This window comes from Paenibacillus montanisoli (genome assembly GCF_003268025.1).
GTDB lineage: Bacteria > Bacillota > Bacilli > Paenibacillales > Paenibacillaceae > Paenibacillus_Z > Paenibacillus_Z montanisoli.
This window is the reverse complement of the sequence record NZ_QLUW01000002.1, coordinates 336,916-355,669: the sequence shown is the minus strand read 5'-3', so window position 1 is coordinate 355,669 and position 18,754 is coordinate 336,916. Positions and strand designations below refer to the sequence as shown.

Below are 18,754 nucleotides of genomic sequence, written 5' to 3'. Positions count from 1 at the left end.
ACTCAAGCCCCGTTCGTAATCCGAACGGGGCTTTTGACGTTTAAGGCGTATAATTGACATTCGCCGAGTACTTGTTACTGGCGTTCCAGATGAGGTATTCGTGGATGCCGGCGTCTTTGAGCGCTCGAATTTGCGCGTCTACCTGTTCTTTGCCGTACCGAATGTAGCTGCCGCTTTTCAGCCAAGATGCGGTAAAATCTTGAATCCAAGGCCGCGAGATCGGAGGGGAAGCGAGCGCGCTGAGCTTTTCCTTCTCGCGTTTCGCATATTCCTGCACCAGGCGGTACGGCTCGGTATCCGGATGCTTAATGCCGAAATAACCGTCATTCCAGTGGCTCGGATAGATCATGGAGGAAATGACGTCGACATTTTCGGAAATGCGGCTAAAATTTTGCCCGATTCCCGGCGCTTCGGGAAGCGTGGCGGAATAGCCAAAAATGTCGACCGAAACTTTGACCCCATACGGCTTGAGCTGTTCCCTCGCATATTGCACGAAATCCGTTACCGCATCGACACGCAGCTGCGTATAGCGTGCTTTCTCGCTGAAGTCCGGTGCTTCCGGCTTCGTTTTCTTATAATCGCTAAGCGCTTTCTGTGCGGCATCCCGAGCCGCCTTGTTGTCATCCGTCGCGGCCCCGTTATAGGCCGTCTCCGCGGTATCGAACGCCTCTTGAAGCGGGGCGAGGCCGGCATCGTACGCGGCCATCGCTTCCGCATACGCTTTCTCTTCCTCTATAAACTTGGCAGGTTTCTTGTCTTTGTATTCGCCCATGGAGTAGTCGAGCACCTTATCCTTCTTCTCGAAGCCTTCGGGAAACCGGACATAGTCGAATTGAATCTCCTGAAACCCGGCTTTGGCAGCTAGTATGGCCGCCTTTATGTTATGGTCCCAATTTTCCTTTAAGAACGGATTGATGAAGCCGTCGCCATTCCCGTTCCGCCACACCTTGCCGTTCAGCACATAGGAGAGGTCGGGCCGTTTCTTGGCCAGTACGGTATCTTTGAAGGCAACGATCCGTGCGATCGGATAGATGTTGTGCTCGTGCAATGTCTTAAGCAGCGCCCCCGGATCGCGGATATAGGCTTGCCCGAACTGGCTCAATTCGCCTTCAGGCTTGAACGTAATATAGCCGTCATCGTCCTTGATGTCGATGACCATGGCATTCAGCTCCGTGTCATCGACCAGCTGTAGCAGCGTCTTCATGCGCTCGCCGCCGGCTGACCAGCCGGTCACGTAGATGCCTCTCACGGCATCGGGGTATTCGAATGTATACGGAGGCGTGAAGCCGGGCTCAGGCGTTGTTGACGGATCGTCAGCAGGATCGGTGGAAGGATCAGTAGAGGGATCATTGGAAGGGTCATTGGATGGCGACGTTGAAGGATCGTCGGTTGAAGGATCCGGCGTCGTAGACGGATCATTCGATGGTGTGGTTGCCGGATCATTGGCAGGAGCGGTCGTCGGATCTTCCGCCGGCGTCTCGTCCGGATCATTCGATGGGCTGGTCGACGGATCATTCGTTTCGTTGGCGGCAGGTTGATTCTGGCTATTGCTCGCAGCCGGAGGGTCCTTCGTCGAGGTGCCTGAGGTACAGGCGGTTAGAGCCAGCAGCAGGGCGCACAAAAGAACAGCGGCAACTTGTTTTCTCACGGCTTGTGCTCTCCTTTGTGGTACATGTTATTTTCGCGTTGCGCAACATATGATGTAATGTCCTGTACTTAATTATATGGTGAAAACTAAGCGCGAATGCTCGTTGGACAACCCGGCTTGGTCATATGGAACTGCCGAGCCGCCGCAAGAACTACTTAATAGAAGGAGGTTAACGATGAAACGAAGATGGGTGCTGCTTTTCACGTTGTTTGCCGGGCTGCTTATGCTAACCGGCTGCGTTCCTGGAGACGGGACCAATACGGTCCAGAATCCCGCAGGATTTTTCTGGGGGATCTGGCACGGATGGGTTGCGCCGATCTCGCTGATTATCGGGCTGTTCAAAGATTCGATCCGGATCTATGAAACCCATAACACCGGATGGTGGTACGATCTCGGGTTTTATCTCGCCGTTATCAGCGGCTTCGGCAGCCTGTCGTTCAGGCGAAAATCAAAATCATGCAGCGATTAGCCGTTCAAGCAGAATGCTTTGCTCTCCTCCGTAATATGGTTTTAAGAGGGATTTGAAAAGGAGGTTAGCTAAAGCATATGGCGGATGAATTTGTGGCGCGCTCCTTGGAAGAGATCCGTTTCTGGTCGCGTATTATGAAAGAGCACTCGCTCTTCTTGAAGCTTGGCTTTCGATGCGAAGATACGCAGCTGATCCAAGAAGCCAACGGCTTCTACTCGGTATTCGAGCAAATCGAGGCCAAAGCGAATGCATTCACGACGGCGGCGGATCCTCAGCAAATCAGAGCTTTCAATACTGAAGTATGCACGGCAGTGTCGCACATTTGGGTATGGAAGCGCAAAATATTAGGCCTCATTCTGACCTGTCAATTGCCGGGCGGCAATAACTTTCCGCTATTGGTCGACCATGTCAGCCGGGAGGCGAATTATTTTCGAAACCGGCTTCACGAGCTGAACGACGGGCAGCTTGAGCCTTTAGCGGACGCCATTATCGACGAGAATGTCTTCTTCCTGAAGATTATGGCGGATCATGCCAAATTTATCGGGCATCTGCTAGACCCTTCGGAGCGGAAATTGGTGGATCAGGCAAGGGAGTTCAGCCATGATTTCGATCAGCTGCTCTTTCAGGCGCAGGATCTAAGCTCCATGCGTCCTCAATCGCAGACGGTGCCGCTGCTAGATCAATTTTTGGACCAGAACCGGGTTTCCGTGGTCAGCCTTCGCGATTTCAAGAAAACCGCTCGCGATCTGATCGAAGCTTGCCGCATCAAGAGCATTATCCACCCGCTGCTTGCCGATCATGTTTACCGGGAAGCGGAACGCTTCCTGACGATTATCGATATGTTTGAGCGGAGCTTGCCGGGCAATAGTGCGAATTAATGAAAAAGGCACCTTTAAAGGTGCCTTTTGTTTTATTTTCAGGGTCAAAACAATCTGCGCGCCGTGACAAACCGCGTCCTCCATTGGCCTTCGAATTCGGCGAAATGAACGCCCAGCGTATCCGAATACGTATGTAAAATCTTTCCGTCACCCGCATAGATCCCGACATGGCCGATCGGAAGACCGCGGGCGGTGAAGAACATCAGATCGCCTTTGCGAAGATCCTCGAGCTTCACTTCCTTTCCTTCCTTGGCTTGGTCGTAAGAGGTGCGGGGAAGATCAAGGGATAAGACGCTGTTAAATACATGCTTGACGAAGGACGAGCAATCGAAGCTTTGGGTTTGATTGGTAGCCGCGCCGAACTCGTAGTCCGTGCCCAGGTACTTGGATCCGAATGCGATGATTTCATCCGCTTGCTTCATGGCCAATGCCGAGCTTGAATAATCGGAGTATTTGGGCTTGGCAGACATAAATCCGATCGTACGATCCGCGCTTTGAACCTCGAGCCAATTCGCGTCGATTTCCCGGATGACATGAACCCGCTCGCCTTTCGCCAGCATACGGATCACGTTGGATTGCTCGGTTGAATTTGGGGCAGTCCGCAAATTGACCCCGTACTCGACTTCGGTTTCATAGGTTTGAGCGGAGGAAATGGTGATCGAACGGGAATAGTCGTGCCACTGCACGATATTTCCGAGCGTTTCGCTAATGAATCGAAGCGGAACCATGGTCGAGCCGCCGATGATTTTGCCGGGGACAGGAACCGTAAGCTTCTCATCGTTTCGCACGGCATAATCATCGCCGATTCGATAGCTGATGAATGTGTTGTCTTTCAAAGCATGGACCGTATGGGCGGTTTCATCCCAAACGACTTTGGCGCCTTGTGCCTCAAAAATAGGACGCATAGGAACAAAACTGACGCCGTTCTCGATGACGGTCTGCACAGGGAAAACGAGCGGATGCCCATCCAGAAATAAGGAAGGCGGCTGTTCATCACTTGCTGCTTGCACGGGATTCACTTGCAATGACGTCAACATCAGGAGGGTGACTCCGGCAAACTTCAGGTTTCTGGCAGTTAATCTCACGTTAGGTACACCTCTTCCTACTAAGGTAAAATATAGACGCAGCAAATCCGATTTTGTTGCGATGTAACAATATGTTCATTAGGCATGAAGGGGACATGCAGGTATACTTAATCCATATGAACTCGCCCGGAATCGGGTCGAGCCTGGAGGTCTGCCTATATGTCATTCACCACATCCATTGGCCGTCTGCGTTTAATAACGCTCTTGGAAGGACTGTCCTATATCGTTTTGCTATGTATCGCAATGCCGCTGAAGTATGCTTTCGATTTGCCTGCGGCCGTGAAGCTCGTCGGTTCGCTGCATGGTCTATTCTTCGTCCTCTATCTGCTGGCGGTCGCTCATGTGACGTTCGCTTATCGCTGGTCGATCTGGAAAGTACTGTTCGCGGTGGCGGCGGCTTTCGTCCCGCTCGGGAATTTTTTGCTGGACCGCCGCTTGCTGCGGAATCCGTAAAGGCAGCCTTCGGGCTGCTTTTTTAGTTTGAAAGGTACCGCCCGCGGGACTCGCATAGTTGCGAAAGAGTCGGATCGTTGTATACTGTTCTATGAAGCGCTTACGTGCAGAAATGCTGCATTTAGATTGGAATACAATCCATCACGAAGGGAAGCATCAGCATGACCCAAATGGAAAAAATCAAACTGACCTCACTTTCCAGCAAAGGCGGCTGCGGCTGCAAGATCGGTCCAGGCGATCTCAGACAGGTGATCGATAGCCTTCCGCCGGCTGTGCCGAACCCGAATTTGCTTGTCGGACTGGATACCAGCGACGATGCAGGCGTCTATAAGCTGACGGACGAGCTGGCGATCGTTCAAACCGTCGATTTTTTTACGCCGATCGTGGATGATCCTTATTCGTTCGGCCAAATCGCCGCAGCCAATGCGATCAGCGATATCTATGCGATGGGCGGGACGCCGCTGACGGTGCTGAACATCGTCGCTTTCCCGATCACCACGCTGGATAAGCAAGTGCTTGCCGATATTCTTCGCGGCGCGTCGGATAAAGTGAAGGAAGCCGGAGCTACTTTGGTCGGAGGGCATTCCATCGACGATAAGGAGCCTAAGTTCGGGATGGCGGTCACCGGTACGATCCATCCTGACCGGATTCGCACCAATGCAGGGGCGCGTCCAGGGGACAAATTGATTTTAACGAAGCCGATCGGAGTCGGCATTATGACAACTTCTATTAAGAAAGACCAGCTGTCGGAGGAAGAGATCGCGCGCGTGACGAACGTGATGGCCGCACTGAATAAGACGTCCGCGGAGATAATGAGCAAGTACGAGGTGCATGGGTGCACCGACGTGACCGGCTTCGGTTTGTTGGGACATGCCTTGGAGATGGCGAAAGGCAGCCAAACGGTCATTACGCTGTCCTATGAGCGCGTGCCGGTGCTTCCTAGAACGAGAGAGCTGGCTTCGCTCGGATTCGTACCGGGCGGGACGAAAAACAACTTCGCTCACGTGAGCGGGGACGTTACCTTCCCGGATTCGATGGATCAGATCGACCGCTGGATTCTGTGCGATGCGGTCACGTCTGGCGGGCTGCTGATCTCCGTTGAAGAAAGTCAAGCCGAGGCGCTTCTGGCGGAGCTGCTGAATGCCGGGATCGAAGCCGGTTTAATCGGCGAGGTTACGGGCAAGGACGAAGGCGCAGGCCGCATCATCGTAAAGCACGAGTAACCGAAACGTAAAACAAGCGAGGGACCTAGCATATGCTGCAAGAGATTACGATAGAAAACTGGAGAGCGCTTAAAGAGCAAGGAGCGCTCACGACGATCGATGTCAGATCGCCATCCGAGTATCGGATGGCCAGCATACCGGGAAGCTTGAACATCCCGTTGTTCGATGACGCAGAACGCGCCGAGATCGGGACGCTGTATAAGCAGACCAGCGTGGAAGCGGCCAAGCAGCGGGGGTTGGAAATCGTTTCGGCCAAGCTGCCCTCATTCATCGGAGAGTTTGCGGCGATTCCGGGCAAGAAGGCCGTCTTCTGCTGGCGCGGGGGGATGAGAAGCAAAACATCGGCGACGTTAGTGTCGCTCATGGGCATTCACGCTTACCGATTGACGGGCGGATACCGCGCATACCGCCAATGGGTCGTCGACCAATTGACGAGAATCGATATTCAGCCAAGCGTGCTCGTGCTGCATGGCAACACGGGCAGCGGCAAGACGAACATGCTGCGCAGGCTGAAGGAAGAGGGCTATCCCGCACTAGACCTTGAGGCGATGGCGGGACACCGGGGATCGATTTTCGGCGAAATCGGTTTGGATGCCCATAATCAAAAAATGTTCGATGCGCTGCTGGTTGAAGAGCTGCTTGCCTTACGAAGCAAGCCGTTCATCGCCATTGAGGCTGAGAGCAAGCGCATCGGCAAAGTGATCCTGCCAGAACCGGTAATCGTCAAAAAGGAAAGCGGCATTCCGATTGTCATCGATCTGCCTTTGCAGGAGCGTGTAAGGCAAATTATCGAGGACTATCAGCCATGGCATCATCCGGATGCGTGCATGGCTGCCTTCCAACGGATTAAGAACCGAATTCATACGCCGATCGCGCATGAAATTCAAGGCTGTCTGGAAACGCAGCGGTATGAAGCGGCCGTTGAGATGCTGCTCGTTTATTATTATGATCCGCGCTATGCCCACGCAACGAGATACATGGATGACCGGCCAATCTATCACATCAAAGCGAAAAATGCCGAAGAAGCCTATAACGAATTGCTCGGGATCATACACCGCTTCGGATAGGGAGGAAGGAAGATGAGACCCTTATGGAGAAGACTATTGCTGCTGGGCATGGTCCTTCTGGTTATCCTGCTTCTCTTGTTCGGACTGCAATGGTTAATGAACGCGCGCAGCTTTCAATTGTTCGGAGGCATTACGAATCATGTGGAGACGGGCGATAAGGTTGTGGCGTTAACCTTTGACGACGGTCCGTCCGGCAACGTCGAGCCAATTTTGCAGCTGCTCAGCAAGTATGATGCCAAAGCGACCTTCTTCGTCATCGGCAGCGAGCTGAAGAGCCGCATGGAGGAAGGACGTATGATCGTACGGGCCGGACATCAGCTGGGCAATCATTCCTATTCGCATGAGCGGATCCTCTTTAAGAGCCGCGCCTATGTCGAGCGTGAAGTCGAACAGACGAATGATCTGATTCGGGAGGCCGGCTACCTCGGCGAGATTGATTTTCGGCCGCCATATGGAAAGAAGATTTACAGCCTGCCGCATTACTTGCACGAGCAAGGCATTCAGACGATCATGTGGGATCTTGAGCCGGATACGTTCTACGCGACCGCACAAGAGAAAATCAAAGCCGCCGTGGAAGGCGCGCATCCGGGCTCGATTATTTTGCTGCACCCGATGTATGACAAGACCGGACAGGAGCTGCAGGTCATCGAGGGCATACTGGATGGATTGACACGGCAGGGCTACCGGTTCTTAACGGTAAATGAGCTGCAGAAGCAATAATCAATCGGCAAGAAGGAGCTGCTGGCTATGGATAAAATCATGTTTATCGAAATCGGCATGGGGATCGATCTGCACGGCCAAAATGTCACGAAAGCCGCGGTCAGGGCGGTTCAGAACGCCATCCACCACAACTCGATGCCAGGCTTGCGTTCGGTGCTGCCTGACAATGACTTAGCGAACATGAAAGTGAATGTCAGGCTCGCCGTGCCGGCTGACGCGGACAAGCTGGAGCTGGATGCAGTCAAGGCAGAATTGCCCTACGGCCAAGTCACGTTCGAAGTTGTGGCCGGAGGAATGCTGACTTCAAGCGGAATCGTCCTTGCGGATAAGGACGATCGCAACGACCTCGCATACGTCGTTATTGCGTCGGTGGAAGTCGGATATTGAATGTTGCTTCATAAATAGCCATTAAAGGAGAGGTTCGCATGATCAAGTTATCCGGCAATCCGATCGTGCCAGGCTGGTACGCAGACCCGGAAGCACGCATATTCGAAGGCCGTTATTGGATTTATCCGACTTATTCCGCTCCGTACGAAGAGCAGAGGCATTTAGACGCTTTTCATTCCGCAGACTTGGTCGAATGGGTCAAAGTGCCGAACATTTTGGACATGCGCGATATCTCGTGGGCGTGGCGCGCATTGTGGGCGCCGTCGCCGATTGAACGCGGAGGTAAATACTATCTCTATTTTGCGGCGAACGATATTCAGAATAATGACGAGCTCGGCGGCGTCGGCGTCGCGGTGTCCGACGGGCCGGAAGGGCCGTTCCGCGATGCCCTCGGCAAGCCGCTGATCGATAAGTTCCATAACGGGGCGCAGCCGATCGATCCGCATGTCTTTATCGATGACGACGGAACTGCGTACTTGTATTACGGCGGATGGGGACGCTGCAATGTCGTCAAGCTGCAGGATGACATGGTGAGCTTGGGCAGTTTTGACGACGGCTCTACCTACATCGATGTGACCCCTGATCAGTTCGTCGAAGGGCCATGCATGCTGAAGCGCAACGGGCTCTATTATTTCATGTGGGCCGAAGGCGGCTGGGGAACGCCGGATTATTCCGTTGCGTATGCCTGCTCCGAGTCTCCGTTGGGACCTTTCAATCGCGTCGGCAAGATTTTGCAGCAAAATCCGGACGTAGCGACCAGTGCCGGTCATCACGGTTTCCTGCAAGTGCCCGGAACGGACGAGTGGTACATCGTCTATCATCGCAGACCGTTGACCGAGACGGACCGCAATCATCGCGTGCTCTGCATTGACCGTATGGAATTTGCGGAAGACGGCAGCATCATCCCTGTTCAAATCACCTTCGAAGGCGTAGGAGAACGCCCTATTAAATAGGAAAACTGAAAGGACCCTACCACGGGTCCTTTTTTCGGCCTTTTTAGTCCAAAAATCGTAGGAAACTGCCTTTTCGGCCTGTTCATTCGTTTCTTATACTAAATTGTGACAACAGCCGGTGCGCTGCTCAAGCAGCATGCCGGCTGTTTTATTTTGAATTGCAACCTAATGTGCTGCCAGCTCGTCTGTATGGCAAAATGGATCGGGAGGTGCGGCTATGAGAAGATATTTAATCGCATTAACTTTATTGGTGACCGTATCGCTGATGCTGGTCTCTCAACCTCACCGCGCATTCGCTTGCAGCTGCGCGAGCGTGGAGCCGAAAGAGGCGATCGAGCAAGCGGAAGCGGTGTTCATCGGCACGCTCGTACAGGTCAAACAACAACGCAAGCAGCCGGGCATCGTAGGCCCGATCGAATATCGGGATGCCAACTTGTTTGAGGTGACCACGGTATTTAAGGGGGTTAACCAATCGCAGGTCATCGTCTACGATAATGGAGCGGAAGAATCCTGCGGGATCGATTTAACGGCAGGTCAATCCTATCTTGTCTATGTCTATGCGAATAAAGAAGGCGAGTATTATACCAGCTTGTGCAGCCGTACGGCCGAACTTTCGAAAGCGGGAGAAGACATAAGCCTGCTGGGCGAAGGCATGAAACCGGAGAAGCAAACCGACCTTAAGAGCGAGATGAAGCGGATCTCAAACAAAGACTATGACTTGGAGCTCGTTATCGGTACGATCGCGATTGTACTTGCGGCTGCGATTATCTTCATCAGAAGGAAAAGAAAGAAGTAGGAAACTTGTCCCGATGCCGATTTTTCACTATAATAGTGCAGTGGTTATCTTATCTTAAGTTAATGGCATTGCCGATAAATTTAGTAAGAAAGCGGGTACAGCATGGGACGCAAATGGAATAATATTAAAGAGAAGAAAGCTTCGAAAGACGCCAACACCAGCCGGGTTTACGCCAAGTTCGGCATCGAAATTTACGTTGCGGCGAAGAAGGGCGAGCCAGACCCGGAATCCAACCAAGCGCTGAAATTCGTGCTCGAACGCGCGAAGACTTACAATGTACCGAGAGCGATCATCGACCGGGCGATTGAGAAAGCGAAAGGAAACTCCGAGGAGAGCTATTCGGAACTGCGTTATGAAGGCTTTGGCCCGAACGGCACGCAAATAATCGTCGACACGCTCACGAACAACGTGAACCGTACGGCGGCTGACGTGCGTTCCGCCTTCAATAAAGCCGGCGGACGGATGGGGGTCAGCGGTTCCGTCGCGTATATGTTTAGCCCGACAGCCGTAATCGGAGTGACGGGAAAAACATCCGAGGAAGTGTTGGAGCTGCTGATGGAAGCGGAGCTCGATGTCCGTGACATTATTGAAGAAGACGACGAAACGATCATCGTGTACGCGGAGCCGGATCAGCTATATGCCGTCCAGACGGCGTTCAAGAATGCGGGCATCACGGAATTTACCGTAGCCGAGCAGACGATGCTGGCGCAAAATTACGTCACGCTGTCGAGCGACGAGCTGCCGCAGTTCGAGAAATTGATCGATGCGCTCGAAGACTTGGAAGACGTCCAGCACGTGTATCACAATGTCGAATATCCTGATGGAGAATAATCAGGTTATCCAATAATCAAGATGAAAACCGTGCCGACAGGCGCGGTTTTCTTTTGATCGGATTTGACGTAAATCGGCCAAGCGCAGCATCGAGATGAAGCCGACCGGCACAAACGCGCTAGTCGACGGCAAGAGCGTACCGGTTAACGGCGAGATGAAGCTGATCAACGGGCATACGATGGTCGGCGTTCGATTCATAGCGACACTATCCAATAAAACGGTCAACTGGAAAGCGCCAATAAATTGGTTACGATCGCGGATAAATAAAAAAAATGCTGCCGGGGATATCACCCCGGCAGCATTTCCCGATTCTATAGACACTATTGTCCGGCTTCATCCTGTTTCTCAGCTTGGAAATCTTGGATGCTTTCTCTGCGCCGCTGATTTTTGGCTTCAATGATGTTCTTCTCATCCGCGCTTATTTCGCTCGCATGCTCATCCAGATAGCTTTCCGCTTCCTGTATGTTAGCTTGCGTGTTTTCGATGTGCTGCTGCAGATGGACTTCATTATCTGCGCGGTTGTCGGGTTTAGCCATGAATTTGCCTCCATTGGGTGATTTTACGAACCTTTACATAATGGCCTAAACCGGGAAACGATATTCCTGTTTACAAGGAATTTATAATCCTTCCGGCTAAAAGCGCAGCACTTTGACCATCAACCGTTTCATTGCGCCTAAGAGACGAGGTTTGGTCCATAGAGGCGAAACAAATATCGTATACATCCCTAACCGGTTGCCGCCCCACATATCGGTAATTAAGCCATTCCCGATCACAGCTGTCTGATTGGGCTTGGTACCAAGGATGTTCATCGCGGATCTAAACGCTTTTTTCATCGGTTTACCTGCTTTGAATATGGCGGGAATTTCATTTACCAGCTCGTTGCCTTGCGCTGGCGGTTTGCTGTTCGAGACGATTACTAGCTTCATGGCATACCTTGACTTAAAATCGTCAAACCAGTCTTGGATCTCGTCGGATACGGAATCGGCATTGAACGGAAGCAATGTATTCGTCCAATTGAAGATGATCCCCTTGATTCCCGCTCGCTGAAGCGCAGCGCCGTCGATTTCGCGCAGGGAAGTTACGCTTATTGATGGTTTGAAAATAGACATGAGTTTCCTCCGCAGCAATAATGGATAGGATTAGTTTTCCATTCCTAGACGACATCAATACCTGATTATCCGAAGGAATAGGGTAGAAACAAAAAAAGAAGCGCGCTTCTGCGAGTGGCAGGAGCATGCTTCCTTTTGAAAATACCGATTCTATTTGCTTTGCAGGATGCTGCGGATGAACGCAACGTCCTCCGCATTCAGAGGCTTGCCCGCGCCTTGTGCATTGGATTCGACCTGTCGGTCGTTCTTAAAGCCAGGGATGACGCATGCGTTAGGGGATTGCGCAAGCGCGAATTGTATCGCCGCCCGCACCAAATCTTGCGCCTCCGTGCCGAAGCGTTCCTTGATCGGCACAAGCTTCTGGCGGATTTCCAGGAGCCGCTCCTTCGAGTAGGCCGTATTGGAAGCCCGAACATCGCCTTCACCGAATTTCGGCGGGTTTTCCGGATCAAACTTGTCCAGAAGCAAGCCTTGCGCGAGAGGACCGAACAGTACGATGCCGATATTGCGCTCATCCGCCCAGCGGAACAGATTCGTATCCGGCCGATCGAACGAATTGCCGAACGCATTATAGTGGAATTGCAGCACATCCGGCCGGGTGACCGGGCAGACGCGCATAAAATCGCCGTAGCTGTAGCCCGATTGTCCGATTACGCGGACTTTGCCTTCCTTCTGCAGTTGGCGCATCGTATCCGCCGCTTCTTCCAAGTAGAGATCGTCTGGACCGAAGTTCGTGTTATGGAAATAATGAAGGTCCAAATAATCGGTACCTAGATTCATAAGCGATTGCTCCAGCTGATGACGGATATGGATTGGCTGCATCGCGTTCGGTGCCGTGCCGCGGAACCAACCGACTTTGGAGGCAATGACGACCTGATCGCGCGGAACCTCCTTCAGAAACCGGCCGATGACGCGCTCCGAATGGCCGTCCCCATAAACGTCAGCCGTATCGAAATGATTGATGCCCAGCTCGAACGCGCGTCTCAAACCGCCAAGCGATTCGTTATCGTTATTTCCCGACCAGCCGACCGCTTCGCCGTCGCGCCACGAAGGCCCTCCGATTGCCCAGCAGCCTAAGCTTACTTCGCTGACCCGCAAACCTGAACGTCCAAGAACACGGTATTCCATAAATTCCACTCCCTATCGAAATAAATAAGTTCGTCTCCATATGAAACTATAGCGAAGATGAGGGCTTCACGGAAGTACGCACTTTCGTTTCAGCTACTTACCTTGATGATACTAACTAACGAAGATTGGAGCATTTTGTCGGAACATTTCTAATTAAGTCACAAGGGAAAAATTGTGTTGAAAGCGCTGCATCTCTTGATATATGCTAGTGAGGTTGAAACGTTTCGATTGCTGCTGTCAATCGATGCTGCTCATCTATTATGCTAGAAATTGAGGGAGAGGATTTTAGAAAATGAACGCAACAAACGTATTTCGAGTCGCTTTTATCGGCTGCGGCAAACGTGCGCATGAACACGCAATCGGCATCAAAGCCGACAGCAGACTTGAGGTTGTCGCGTTGTCCGACATCGCGGCGGCATCCGCCGAAACATTGAAATCCGAGTTTGGCTTCCAACAAGCCAATATCTATACCGACCATAAGGAAATGCTGGCGAAGGAAAAGCCGGATGTCGTACTCATCTGCCTATGGACACCGCTGCATTTGCCGGTATTCCGCGATTGCGCGGAAGCAGGCGCCAAAGCGGTTCTGTGCGAGAAGCCGATGTCGCCGACATGGGGCGAATGCCAAGAAATGGGCCGCATCGCCGACGAAACGGGCTGCCAGTTGACATTCTCGCTGCAGCGCCGATTTGCAACGGGGAATCAGACCGTGCGTCGCCTGATCAAGGAAGGACGCATCGGACAGGTGCTTCGCCTGGATCTCTATTCTCCGCCAAACCTGCTCGATTGCGGCATCCACACGTTCGACCAGGCGATCAGCTTTATGGATGAAACGCCGGCGAAATCGGTGCTGGGAGCGGTCGATACGACTGAAGTCTACAACTGGTTCAATGTGCCATCGGAATGCGGCGCGTCCGGACATGTCGTGTTCGCAAACGGTGTTCAAGCCTCGCTCTATTCTGGTACAATCGATGTATGGGAGCCAACCCAGGATATGGCGAAGATTTGGGCCGGCGTACGCGTGATCGGCACGGAAGGCTTTATCGAAGTCATGTGGGACGGGCAAATCGTCAAAGCCGTCAACTATGAGGATCCGGCATGGAAGCAGGAGATGGAACTCTCCTCCATGTCCGATCAAATGATCGGTTATGTCAAGCATGCGATCGACTGCTTGGTGTCCGGCGAAGAGCCTGAAGTATCGCATCGCAAGGCGCTGCGCGCATCGGAACTGATTTTTGCCGTCTACGAATCGGTCCGCCGCAACGCGCGCGTATCGATTCCGCTGACAAACGTATCGGACAGCCCGTTTATCGCGATGTTGAATAACGGCCAATTCTCGAAAGAAGGAGCGTAATGCCAGCCATGACTAGACCTAAACTTGGATTAATCGGAATTATCGGCGAAGAAGCGAAGCAGGATTTCTGGGGCACGATGAAGCGCGTAGCGGAAATCGGCTACAAGGGCATCGAAGGCGGCGGCGAGCTGCTTAAAGGAGACATAGGAGCGAACGTCGCGCGTTTCCACGATCTTGGACTCCAAATCGCGACTCACAGCGTACCTAGCAAAGAACTGCTGCGCGACGAGAAGGAAGTGGATCGTCTTATCAGAGAAGCGCACGCGCTGCAAACGAAGGACGTCACCTTCTGGTGGGATGTCGTCGATTCGCGCGAGCAGCTGCTTCGCGATGCCGAATTATACGATGCGGCGGGAAAGCGGTTTGCTGAGGAAGGGCTTCGATTCTGCTACCACAACCATGCGCATGAGTTTGAGCGGACCTTTAACGGCCTGTACGCACTGGATATTTTGGCTGAGCATACGGATCCGAAGCATCTTTACTTCCGCATGGATGTCGCTTGGATTACGATTGGCGGCGCCGATCCTGCGCATATTTTGCGCAAGATGTCGGGCCGCGTGCCGGCTATCCATCTTAAGGACGTATACGGAACGGATGAGATCGGAAAGTGGACGGCCGTTGGCACGGGTATCGTGAACATTCAAGAATCCATTGAAGCCGCGACGGAAATCGGCGTGGAGTGGATGACGGTCGAGCAGGACAAGCTCCGCAACCTGACAGGTATCGAAACGGCGTTGGTGAGCTATCTGAACTTGAAAGAGAAGGGCCTATTGTAATAGATGATGAAGAAGCCGCGGCAACCGCGGCTTTTTTTATTGATGATGACTTCGAACTCATTGTAAGCGGTCACGAAATTTGAGATGATAAACGCATCTGAGCTAGCAGAAGAGCTCGCCAACAAACCGTATTGGAGATGAAGAACCGATGATCGTCACGATCGTAAAAGTTGTCGTTATACCGGAATTTGTGGATGATTTCATTGCCGCGACGCTGGACAACCATCGAGGCTCTGTACAAGAGGCCGGCAATCTGCGGTTTGATATTTTGCAGCATCTGGATGATCCTGCTTCGTTTACGCTGTATGAAGCTTATGAATCGGAGGAAGCGGCGGCCAAGCATAAAGAGACGGCGCACTATTTGAAATGGCGGGATACGGTAGCTCCTTGGATGGCCAAACCGCGCGAAGGCGCGCCTCACCGGGTGATCGCACCGGCGGAGAGATCGCAATGGTAATGAACGCTTTTCAGTTTACGGGAACGCCCGCAATTCATTTCGGCAGCGGCATGGTAGAAAAGCTGGTTGATGCGCTGCCGAAAGGGACTCAGCGAATCTTGTTTGTTATGGGAGGCTTTCAGCGGACGAATGCCGAGCATTGGAAGCGAATCGCCGCATCGCTCGAAGCTTCCCGGATTACATATGAAACCGTTCATATCCATCAGGAGCCGACTGTGGAATGGGTCGATGAAGTCGTGGATCGCTTTCGTTCCCGGAACGGTAACGCGCAGCAGGCGATCGATGCCGTCGTCGCAATTGGAGGCGGAAGCGCAATGGATGCAGGCAAAGCCGTTTCCGCCATGCTGCCCACTGAGCCTGGAGATACGATCCTGAATTATCTGGAAGGACAACCGGCTTACCGGCTGCATAGCGGCAGCAAAGTATTCTTCGCTGCCGTCCCGACGACTTCGGGGACCGGCAGCGAAATGACGAAAAATGCCGTCATCTCCATCCCTGGCGGATATAAACGTTCACTTCGTCATGACCGGTTTATCCCGGATGCCGCCATCCTTGATGCGCGATTGACGATAAGCTGCCCGATTTCCGTCAAGGCGGCGAGCGGCCTGGACGCGTTAACGCAATTGATCGAGTCCTATGTATCGACGAAAGCCTCGCCGCTCACGGATGCCCTGGCACTATCCGGTATCGAGGCAGCCTCCAAGAGCTTGGTGCATATTTGCACGACCGCTGCGGAGGATGTATCGCTGCACGAGCAGATGGCTTACGCTTCCATGCTGTCGGGCATTACATTGGCGCATGCCGGGTTAGGGCTCGTCCATGGCTTTGCTTCACCGCTTGGCGGCATGTTCCCGATTCCGCACGGCGTTATTTGCGGGACCTTGCTCGCGGAAGCAACGAAACGAAACCTCGGAGCGTTGAACGTAGAAGCGGGAGAAACGGCGGCGCTTGCACGATCGAAATATGCAGCCGTCGGGGCGATCTTAACGGGTCACGATAAGCGCGATACGGATGGCAGCTGCACCCGGTTGGTGTCTGTTTTAGAGGAATGGACGGCACAGCTGAACATTCCGAGATTAGGCGCATATGGCGTCAACGCGAACAATATCGATGCCGTCGTCAATGCTGCCGATAACAAACAGAGCCCCGTTCAGCTGGATAAAACGGCCATGCGGGATATTTTGCTTGCACGATTGTAGCAGGTGACTGGCAAGAGAGAAGGGAGCTGTGCCTTGTAGATGCATGTGGAGATCAGATTGTTAAATCGGGAAGACTATGAACGCGTTCACGCATTTCAATGCGAATATTTGGATCAAGAGAGCATGGAAGATTTCACGGATCGTATATCAACGAACCATGATCTATACCTAGGCGCGTTTGCGGCGGACGAGCTTGTCGGGGTTTGCTATGGACATCCTTCGCGCAGAGATAATGCCTCCATAAATCTGCAAGGTATTGCCGTAACGCATGAGGAGACCAAACAGCTGCTGCGAACCGGAATCGGATCGAAGCTGATCGCGGCGTTTGAAGATGCGGTCAGAAGCAAAGGCTATCGGAAAATCGGCCTCGGTTCCGCGGAGGATCTGAAGGTGGAACGATTTTACTTGAAAAACGGCTATATTCCCTTCGAATTAGTCGCGAAAGGATCTCATCACCACGAGTATGAACGAATTTCCGTTCACGATTATGACGTCGGCAAGGTCCTGCAGGAGGAATTGCGAAGGCGGCATCAAGCAAGCGAGGTTATTTTTATCTTTGAGAAGATGCTATAGAGGAGGCAGACGATGCAAAAGGTCATCCCTGCGTTTCGCATAACCGATTATCCGAGAAGCAAGAAATTTTACGTAGAGGGGTTGGGCTTTCGCGTCGATTGGGAGCATCGGTTCGAGCCGCATTTCCCTGTCTTCCTGCAAATCACGAAGGATGACATGACCCTGTATTTAACCGAACATTCCGGCGACTGCCAGGTCGGAGGCTTGATTCACTTCTTCGTTCCGGATGTCGATCGTTGGTACGACGACTTGAAGCACAAGCCGGACATCACGATCGCCGAGCCGCCTAACGAAGATTTGGAAGGGCTGCGCACGATGACGGTCGTCGATCCCGACGGCAATCAGCTGCGTATATGCACCCATTTATAGTTGGGATAATTCTATTGCTAAATAGAAAGGAAGTATGCTATGAAAACAATGTCCCTTAAAGAAAAGGCCGTGAATTTCTTGCAGCTTGTCGCTTCAGGGAACGTGCGCGAAGCCTATGAAAGCTATGTAGGTCCGGGTTTCCGTCATCACAATCCCTATTTCCCAGGCGACGCGAGCTCGCTAATGGTTGCTATGGAAGAAAATGCGGCGAAATTCCCGAATAAGGCTCTTGAGGTCAAACGCTGCCTCGAAGAAGGGGACAGCGTTATGACATACTCCAACGTCAAGCATGAGCCGGGTGTTCTCGGGGCAGCCGTCGTTCATATTTTCCGCTTCGAGGAGGGACGCATTGTCGAGCTGTGGGACACAGGCCAAGCGATCCCGGAGGATTCTCCAAATGAGAACGGCATGTTCTAATTTGCGATCAATAATTTAGCGGCCGAGGATCTCGGCTTCTTTTTTTATTCATTCGGCAGGATCGGCAGGGTGAATTCCGAATTCTAGTTAAGAAGAATCTGGATGATCAGGGAAGGTGTCCGGCATGTTGAAGCTGTTCGAGTACAACTGGCAGGTACGCAACGAGTGGTTTAATTGGTGCGAGCAAGCAGACGAGCATGAGCTGACGAAGGAACGCACAGGCGGCATGGGAAGCATACTCTACACGCTGTATCATATTGTGGATGTAGAATACAGCTGGATCAGCGGCCTGCAAGGAAGGGAGCCTCAGTATGTTCAGTTCGAGGACTGCGCAGATGTGCGGAAGCTGCGAGAATACGCCGCTCGCTGCCGCGCTGAAATTGCTCCTTTCATCCACGGTTGGAAGGATGACTTGGAAACGAATGTCTTAACCGATCAAAATAACGAAGGCGAGTGGGAAAACTTCAGCTACGGGGAAATCATGCGCCATGTGATCGCCCACGAGATCCACCACATTGGCCAGCTGTCAATCTGGTCGCGAGAAATCGGGAAGAAGCCGGTTACCGCAAACCTGATTCGCAGGGGATTGTTCAAGGAAGAAATCAAAGCGGAAGGCAAACATTCCTTATGACAGCCGAGAAATCCGCAGGGAGCTTGGGTTTCACGTTTGATCATGGCGATCGGCAGCCGCTGGCTTGTTTTATAACTCCGCGTATACAAGAGATGTACAATCGTTTTAAGGCGAATGGCGTGAACATTGTCAGTGATATTCCGGAAAATAGACCTTGCGGTCCTAACTTTCGATTTTGCGATCCGGATGGGAATTTGTTCGAGATATGGCAGCCGTAAGTCTGGCTGTGCT

25 protein-coding genes are annotated in these 18,754 nt (G+C 52.5%); 20 read left to right on the top strand and 5 right to left on the bottom strand.

The window, feature by feature from the left end:
- Positions 1–40: 40 nt before the first annotated feature.
- The gene (locus DL346_RS10895; RefSeq protein ID WP_112882155.1) at positions 41–1,648 is read right to left on the bottom strand and encodes a putative glycoside hydrolase; all 1,608 of its coding nucleotides are present in this window, start codon (positions 1,646–1,648) and stop codon (positions 41–43) included.
- A gap of 175 nt (positions 1,649–1,823) precedes the next feature.
- Here DL346_RS10895 and DL346_RS10890 point away from each other — a divergent pair, with 175 nt between their 5' ends.
- Both DL346_RS10890 and DL346_RS10885 read left to right on the top strand, forming a co-directional pair.
- Positions 1,824–2,117: a hypothetical protein gene (locus DL346_RS10890; RefSeq protein WP_112882154.1), complete on the top strand. Its 294-nt coding sequence runs from the start codon at positions 1,824–1,826 to the stop codon at positions 2,115–2,117.
- 77 nt (positions 2,118–2,194) lie between these two features.
- A complete protein-coding gene (locus tag DL346_RS10885; RefSeq protein WP_112882153.1) occupies positions 2,195–2,995 on the top strand; it encodes a DUF2935 domain-containing protein in 801 nt (266 codons plus the stop codon).
- A 44-nt stretch (positions 2,996–3,039) separates the two neighbouring features.
- On the opposite strand, the gene DL346_RS10880 is transcribed toward DL346_RS10885, so the two are convergent.
- A complete protein-coding gene (locus DL346_RS10880; protein WP_112882152.1) occupies positions 3,040–4,032 on the bottom strand; it encodes a stalk domain-containing protein in 993 nt (330 codons plus the stop codon).
- 207 nt (positions 4,033–4,239) lie between these two features.
- On the opposite strand from DL346_RS10880, the gene DL346_RS10875 reads away from it, so the two are divergent.
- The 9 genes from DL346_RS10875 (at position 4,240) to DL346_RS29885 (ending at position 10,910) form a co-directional block, all read left to right on the top strand.
- Positions 4,240–4,533 carry a DUF3817 domain-containing protein gene (locus DL346_RS10875; protein WP_112882151.1) on the top strand — a complete coding sequence of 98 codons (294 nt, stop codon included), beginning with the start codon at positions 4,240–4,242 and terminating at the stop codon, positions 4,531–4,533.
- Positions 4,534–4,694: 161 nt separating this feature from the next.
- Positions 4,695–5,756, top strand: coding sequence for a selenide, water dikinase SelD (gene selD, locus DL346_RS10870; protein WP_112882150.1), 1,062 nt, complete (start codon positions 4,695–4,697; stop codon positions 5,754–5,756).
- Positions 5,757–5,788: 32 nt separating this feature from the next.
- Positions 5,789–6,823, top strand: coding sequence for a tRNA 2-selenouridine(34) synthase MnmH (gene mnmH, locus DL346_RS10865; RefSeq protein WP_112882149.1), 1,035 nt, complete (start codon positions 5,789–5,791; stop codon positions 6,821–6,823).
- Between the two features lie 12 nt (positions 6,824–6,835).
- On the top strand, positions 6,836–7,543 hold the full coding sequence (locus DL346_RS10860; RefSeq protein WP_112882148.1) for a polysaccharide deacetylase family protein: 708 nt from the start codon (positions 6,836–6,838) through the stop codon (positions 7,541–7,543).
- A 27-nt stretch (positions 7,544–7,570) separates the two neighbouring features.
- The gene (locus DL346_RS10855) at positions 7,571–7,930 is read left to right on the top strand and encodes a Lin0512 family protein (protein ID WP_112882147.1); all 360 of its coding nucleotides are present in this window, start codon (positions 7,571–7,573) and stop codon (positions 7,928–7,930) included.
- 38 nt (positions 7,931–7,968) lie between these two features.
- On the top strand, positions 7,969–8,883 hold the full coding sequence (locus DL346_RS10850) for a glycoside hydrolase family 43 protein (protein WP_112882146.1): 915 nt from the start codon (positions 7,969–7,971) through the stop codon (positions 8,881–8,883).
- A 217-nt stretch (positions 8,884–9,100) separates the two neighbouring features.
- Entirely contained in the window at positions 9,101–9,679 is a 579-nt protein-coding gene (locus DL346_RS10845; RefSeq protein ID WP_112882145.1) for a hypothetical protein, read from the top strand.
- A 102-nt stretch (positions 9,680–9,781) separates the two neighbouring features.
- Complete coding sequence (locus tag DL346_RS10840) at positions 9,782–10,510, top strand: YebC/PmpR family DNA-binding transcriptional regulator (protein WP_112882144.1); 729 nt, start codon at positions 9,782–9,784, stop codon at positions 10,508–10,510.
- Between the two features lie 94 nt (positions 10,511–10,604).
- Positions 10,605–10,910, top strand: coding sequence for a stalk domain-containing protein (locus DL346_RS29885; RefSeq protein WP_112882143.1), 306 nt, complete (start codon positions 10,605–10,607; stop codon positions 10,908–10,910).
- Here DL346_RS29885 and DL346_RS10830 read toward each other — a convergent pair.
- From DL346_RS10830 to DL346_RS10820, 3 genes are all read right to left on the bottom strand, one after another.
- Complete coding sequence (locus DL346_RS10830; RefSeq protein WP_112882142.1) at positions 10,831–11,046, bottom strand: small acid-soluble spore protein Tlp; 216 nt, start codon at positions 11,044–11,046, stop codon at positions 10,831–10,833. The genes DL346_RS29885 and DL346_RS10830 overlap by 80 nt on opposite strands.
- A 96-nt stretch (positions 11,047–11,142) precedes the next feature.
- Positions 11,143–11,619 (bottom strand): YqeG family HAD IIIA-type phosphatase, encoded by a 477-nt coding sequence (locus DL346_RS10825; protein WP_112882141.1) that lies wholly within the window; start codon positions 11,617–11,619, stop codon positions 11,143–11,145.
- 150 nt (positions 11,620–11,769) lie between these two features.
- Positions 11,770–12,747 carry an aldo/keto reductase gene (locus DL346_RS10820; RefSeq protein WP_112882140.1) on the bottom strand — a complete coding sequence of 326 codons (978 nt, stop codon included), beginning with the start codon at positions 12,745–12,747 and terminating at the stop codon, positions 11,770–11,772.
- 292 nt (positions 12,748–13,039) lie between these two features.
- Here DL346_RS10820 and DL346_RS10815 point away from each other — a divergent pair, with 292 nt between their 5' ends.
- The 9 genes from DL346_RS10815 (at position 13,040) to DL346_RS29880 (ending at position 18,741) form a co-directional block, all read left to right on the top strand.
- Positions 13,040–14,101, top strand: coding sequence for a Gfo/Idh/MocA family protein (locus DL346_RS10815; protein WP_112882139.1), 1,062 nt, complete (start codon positions 13,040–13,042; stop codon positions 14,099–14,101).
- Between the two features lie 8 nt (positions 14,102–14,109).
- A complete protein-coding gene (locus DL346_RS10810) occupies positions 14,110–14,877 on the top strand; it encodes a sugar phosphate isomerase/epimerase family protein (RefSeq protein WP_165822467.1) in 768 nt (255 codons plus the stop codon).
- 148 nt (positions 14,878–15,025) lie between these two features.
- Positions 15,026–15,334, top strand: coding sequence for an antibiotic biosynthesis monooxygenase (locus tag DL346_RS10805; protein WP_112882137.1), 309 nt, complete (start codon positions 15,026–15,028; stop codon positions 15,332–15,334).
- Complete coding sequence (locus DL346_RS10800) at positions 15,328–16,533, top strand: iron-containing alcohol dehydrogenase (protein ID WP_165822466.1); 1,206 nt, start codon at positions 15,328–15,330, stop codon at positions 16,531–16,533. Before DL346_RS10805 ends, DL346_RS10800 begins: the two co-directional genes overlap by 7 nt.
- A 39-nt stretch (positions 16,534–16,572) precedes the next feature.
- Positions 16,573–17,106 carry a GNAT family N-acetyltransferase gene (locus DL346_RS10795; protein ID WP_112882135.1) on the top strand — a complete coding sequence of 178 codons (534 nt, stop codon included), beginning with the start codon at positions 16,573–16,575 and terminating at the stop codon, positions 17,104–17,106.
- A gap of 12 nt (positions 17,107–17,118) precedes the next feature.
- Positions 17,119–17,475, top strand: coding sequence for a glyoxalase superfamily protein (locus DL346_RS10790; protein WP_112882134.1), 357 nt, complete (start codon positions 17,119–17,121; stop codon positions 17,473–17,475).
- Positions 17,476–17,514: 39 nt separating this feature from the next.
- Positions 17,515–17,892 (top strand): nuclear transport factor 2 family protein, encoded by a 378-nt coding sequence (locus DL346_RS10785; RefSeq protein WP_112882133.1) that lies wholly within the window; start codon positions 17,515–17,517, stop codon positions 17,890–17,892.
- A gap of 124 nt (positions 17,893–18,016) precedes the next feature.
- Positions 18,017–18,523, top strand: coding sequence for a DinB family protein (locus tag DL346_RS10780; protein WP_112882132.1), 507 nt, complete (start codon positions 18,017–18,019; stop codon positions 18,521–18,523).
- Positions 18,520–18,741, top strand: coding sequence for a VOC family protein (locus tag DL346_RS29880; RefSeq protein WP_420849548.1), 222 nt, complete (start codon positions 18,520–18,522; stop codon positions 18,739–18,741). The genes DL346_RS10780 and DL346_RS29880 overlap by 4 nt, the downstream gene beginning before the upstream one ends.
- Positions 18,742–18,754: the final 13 nt, after the last annotated feature.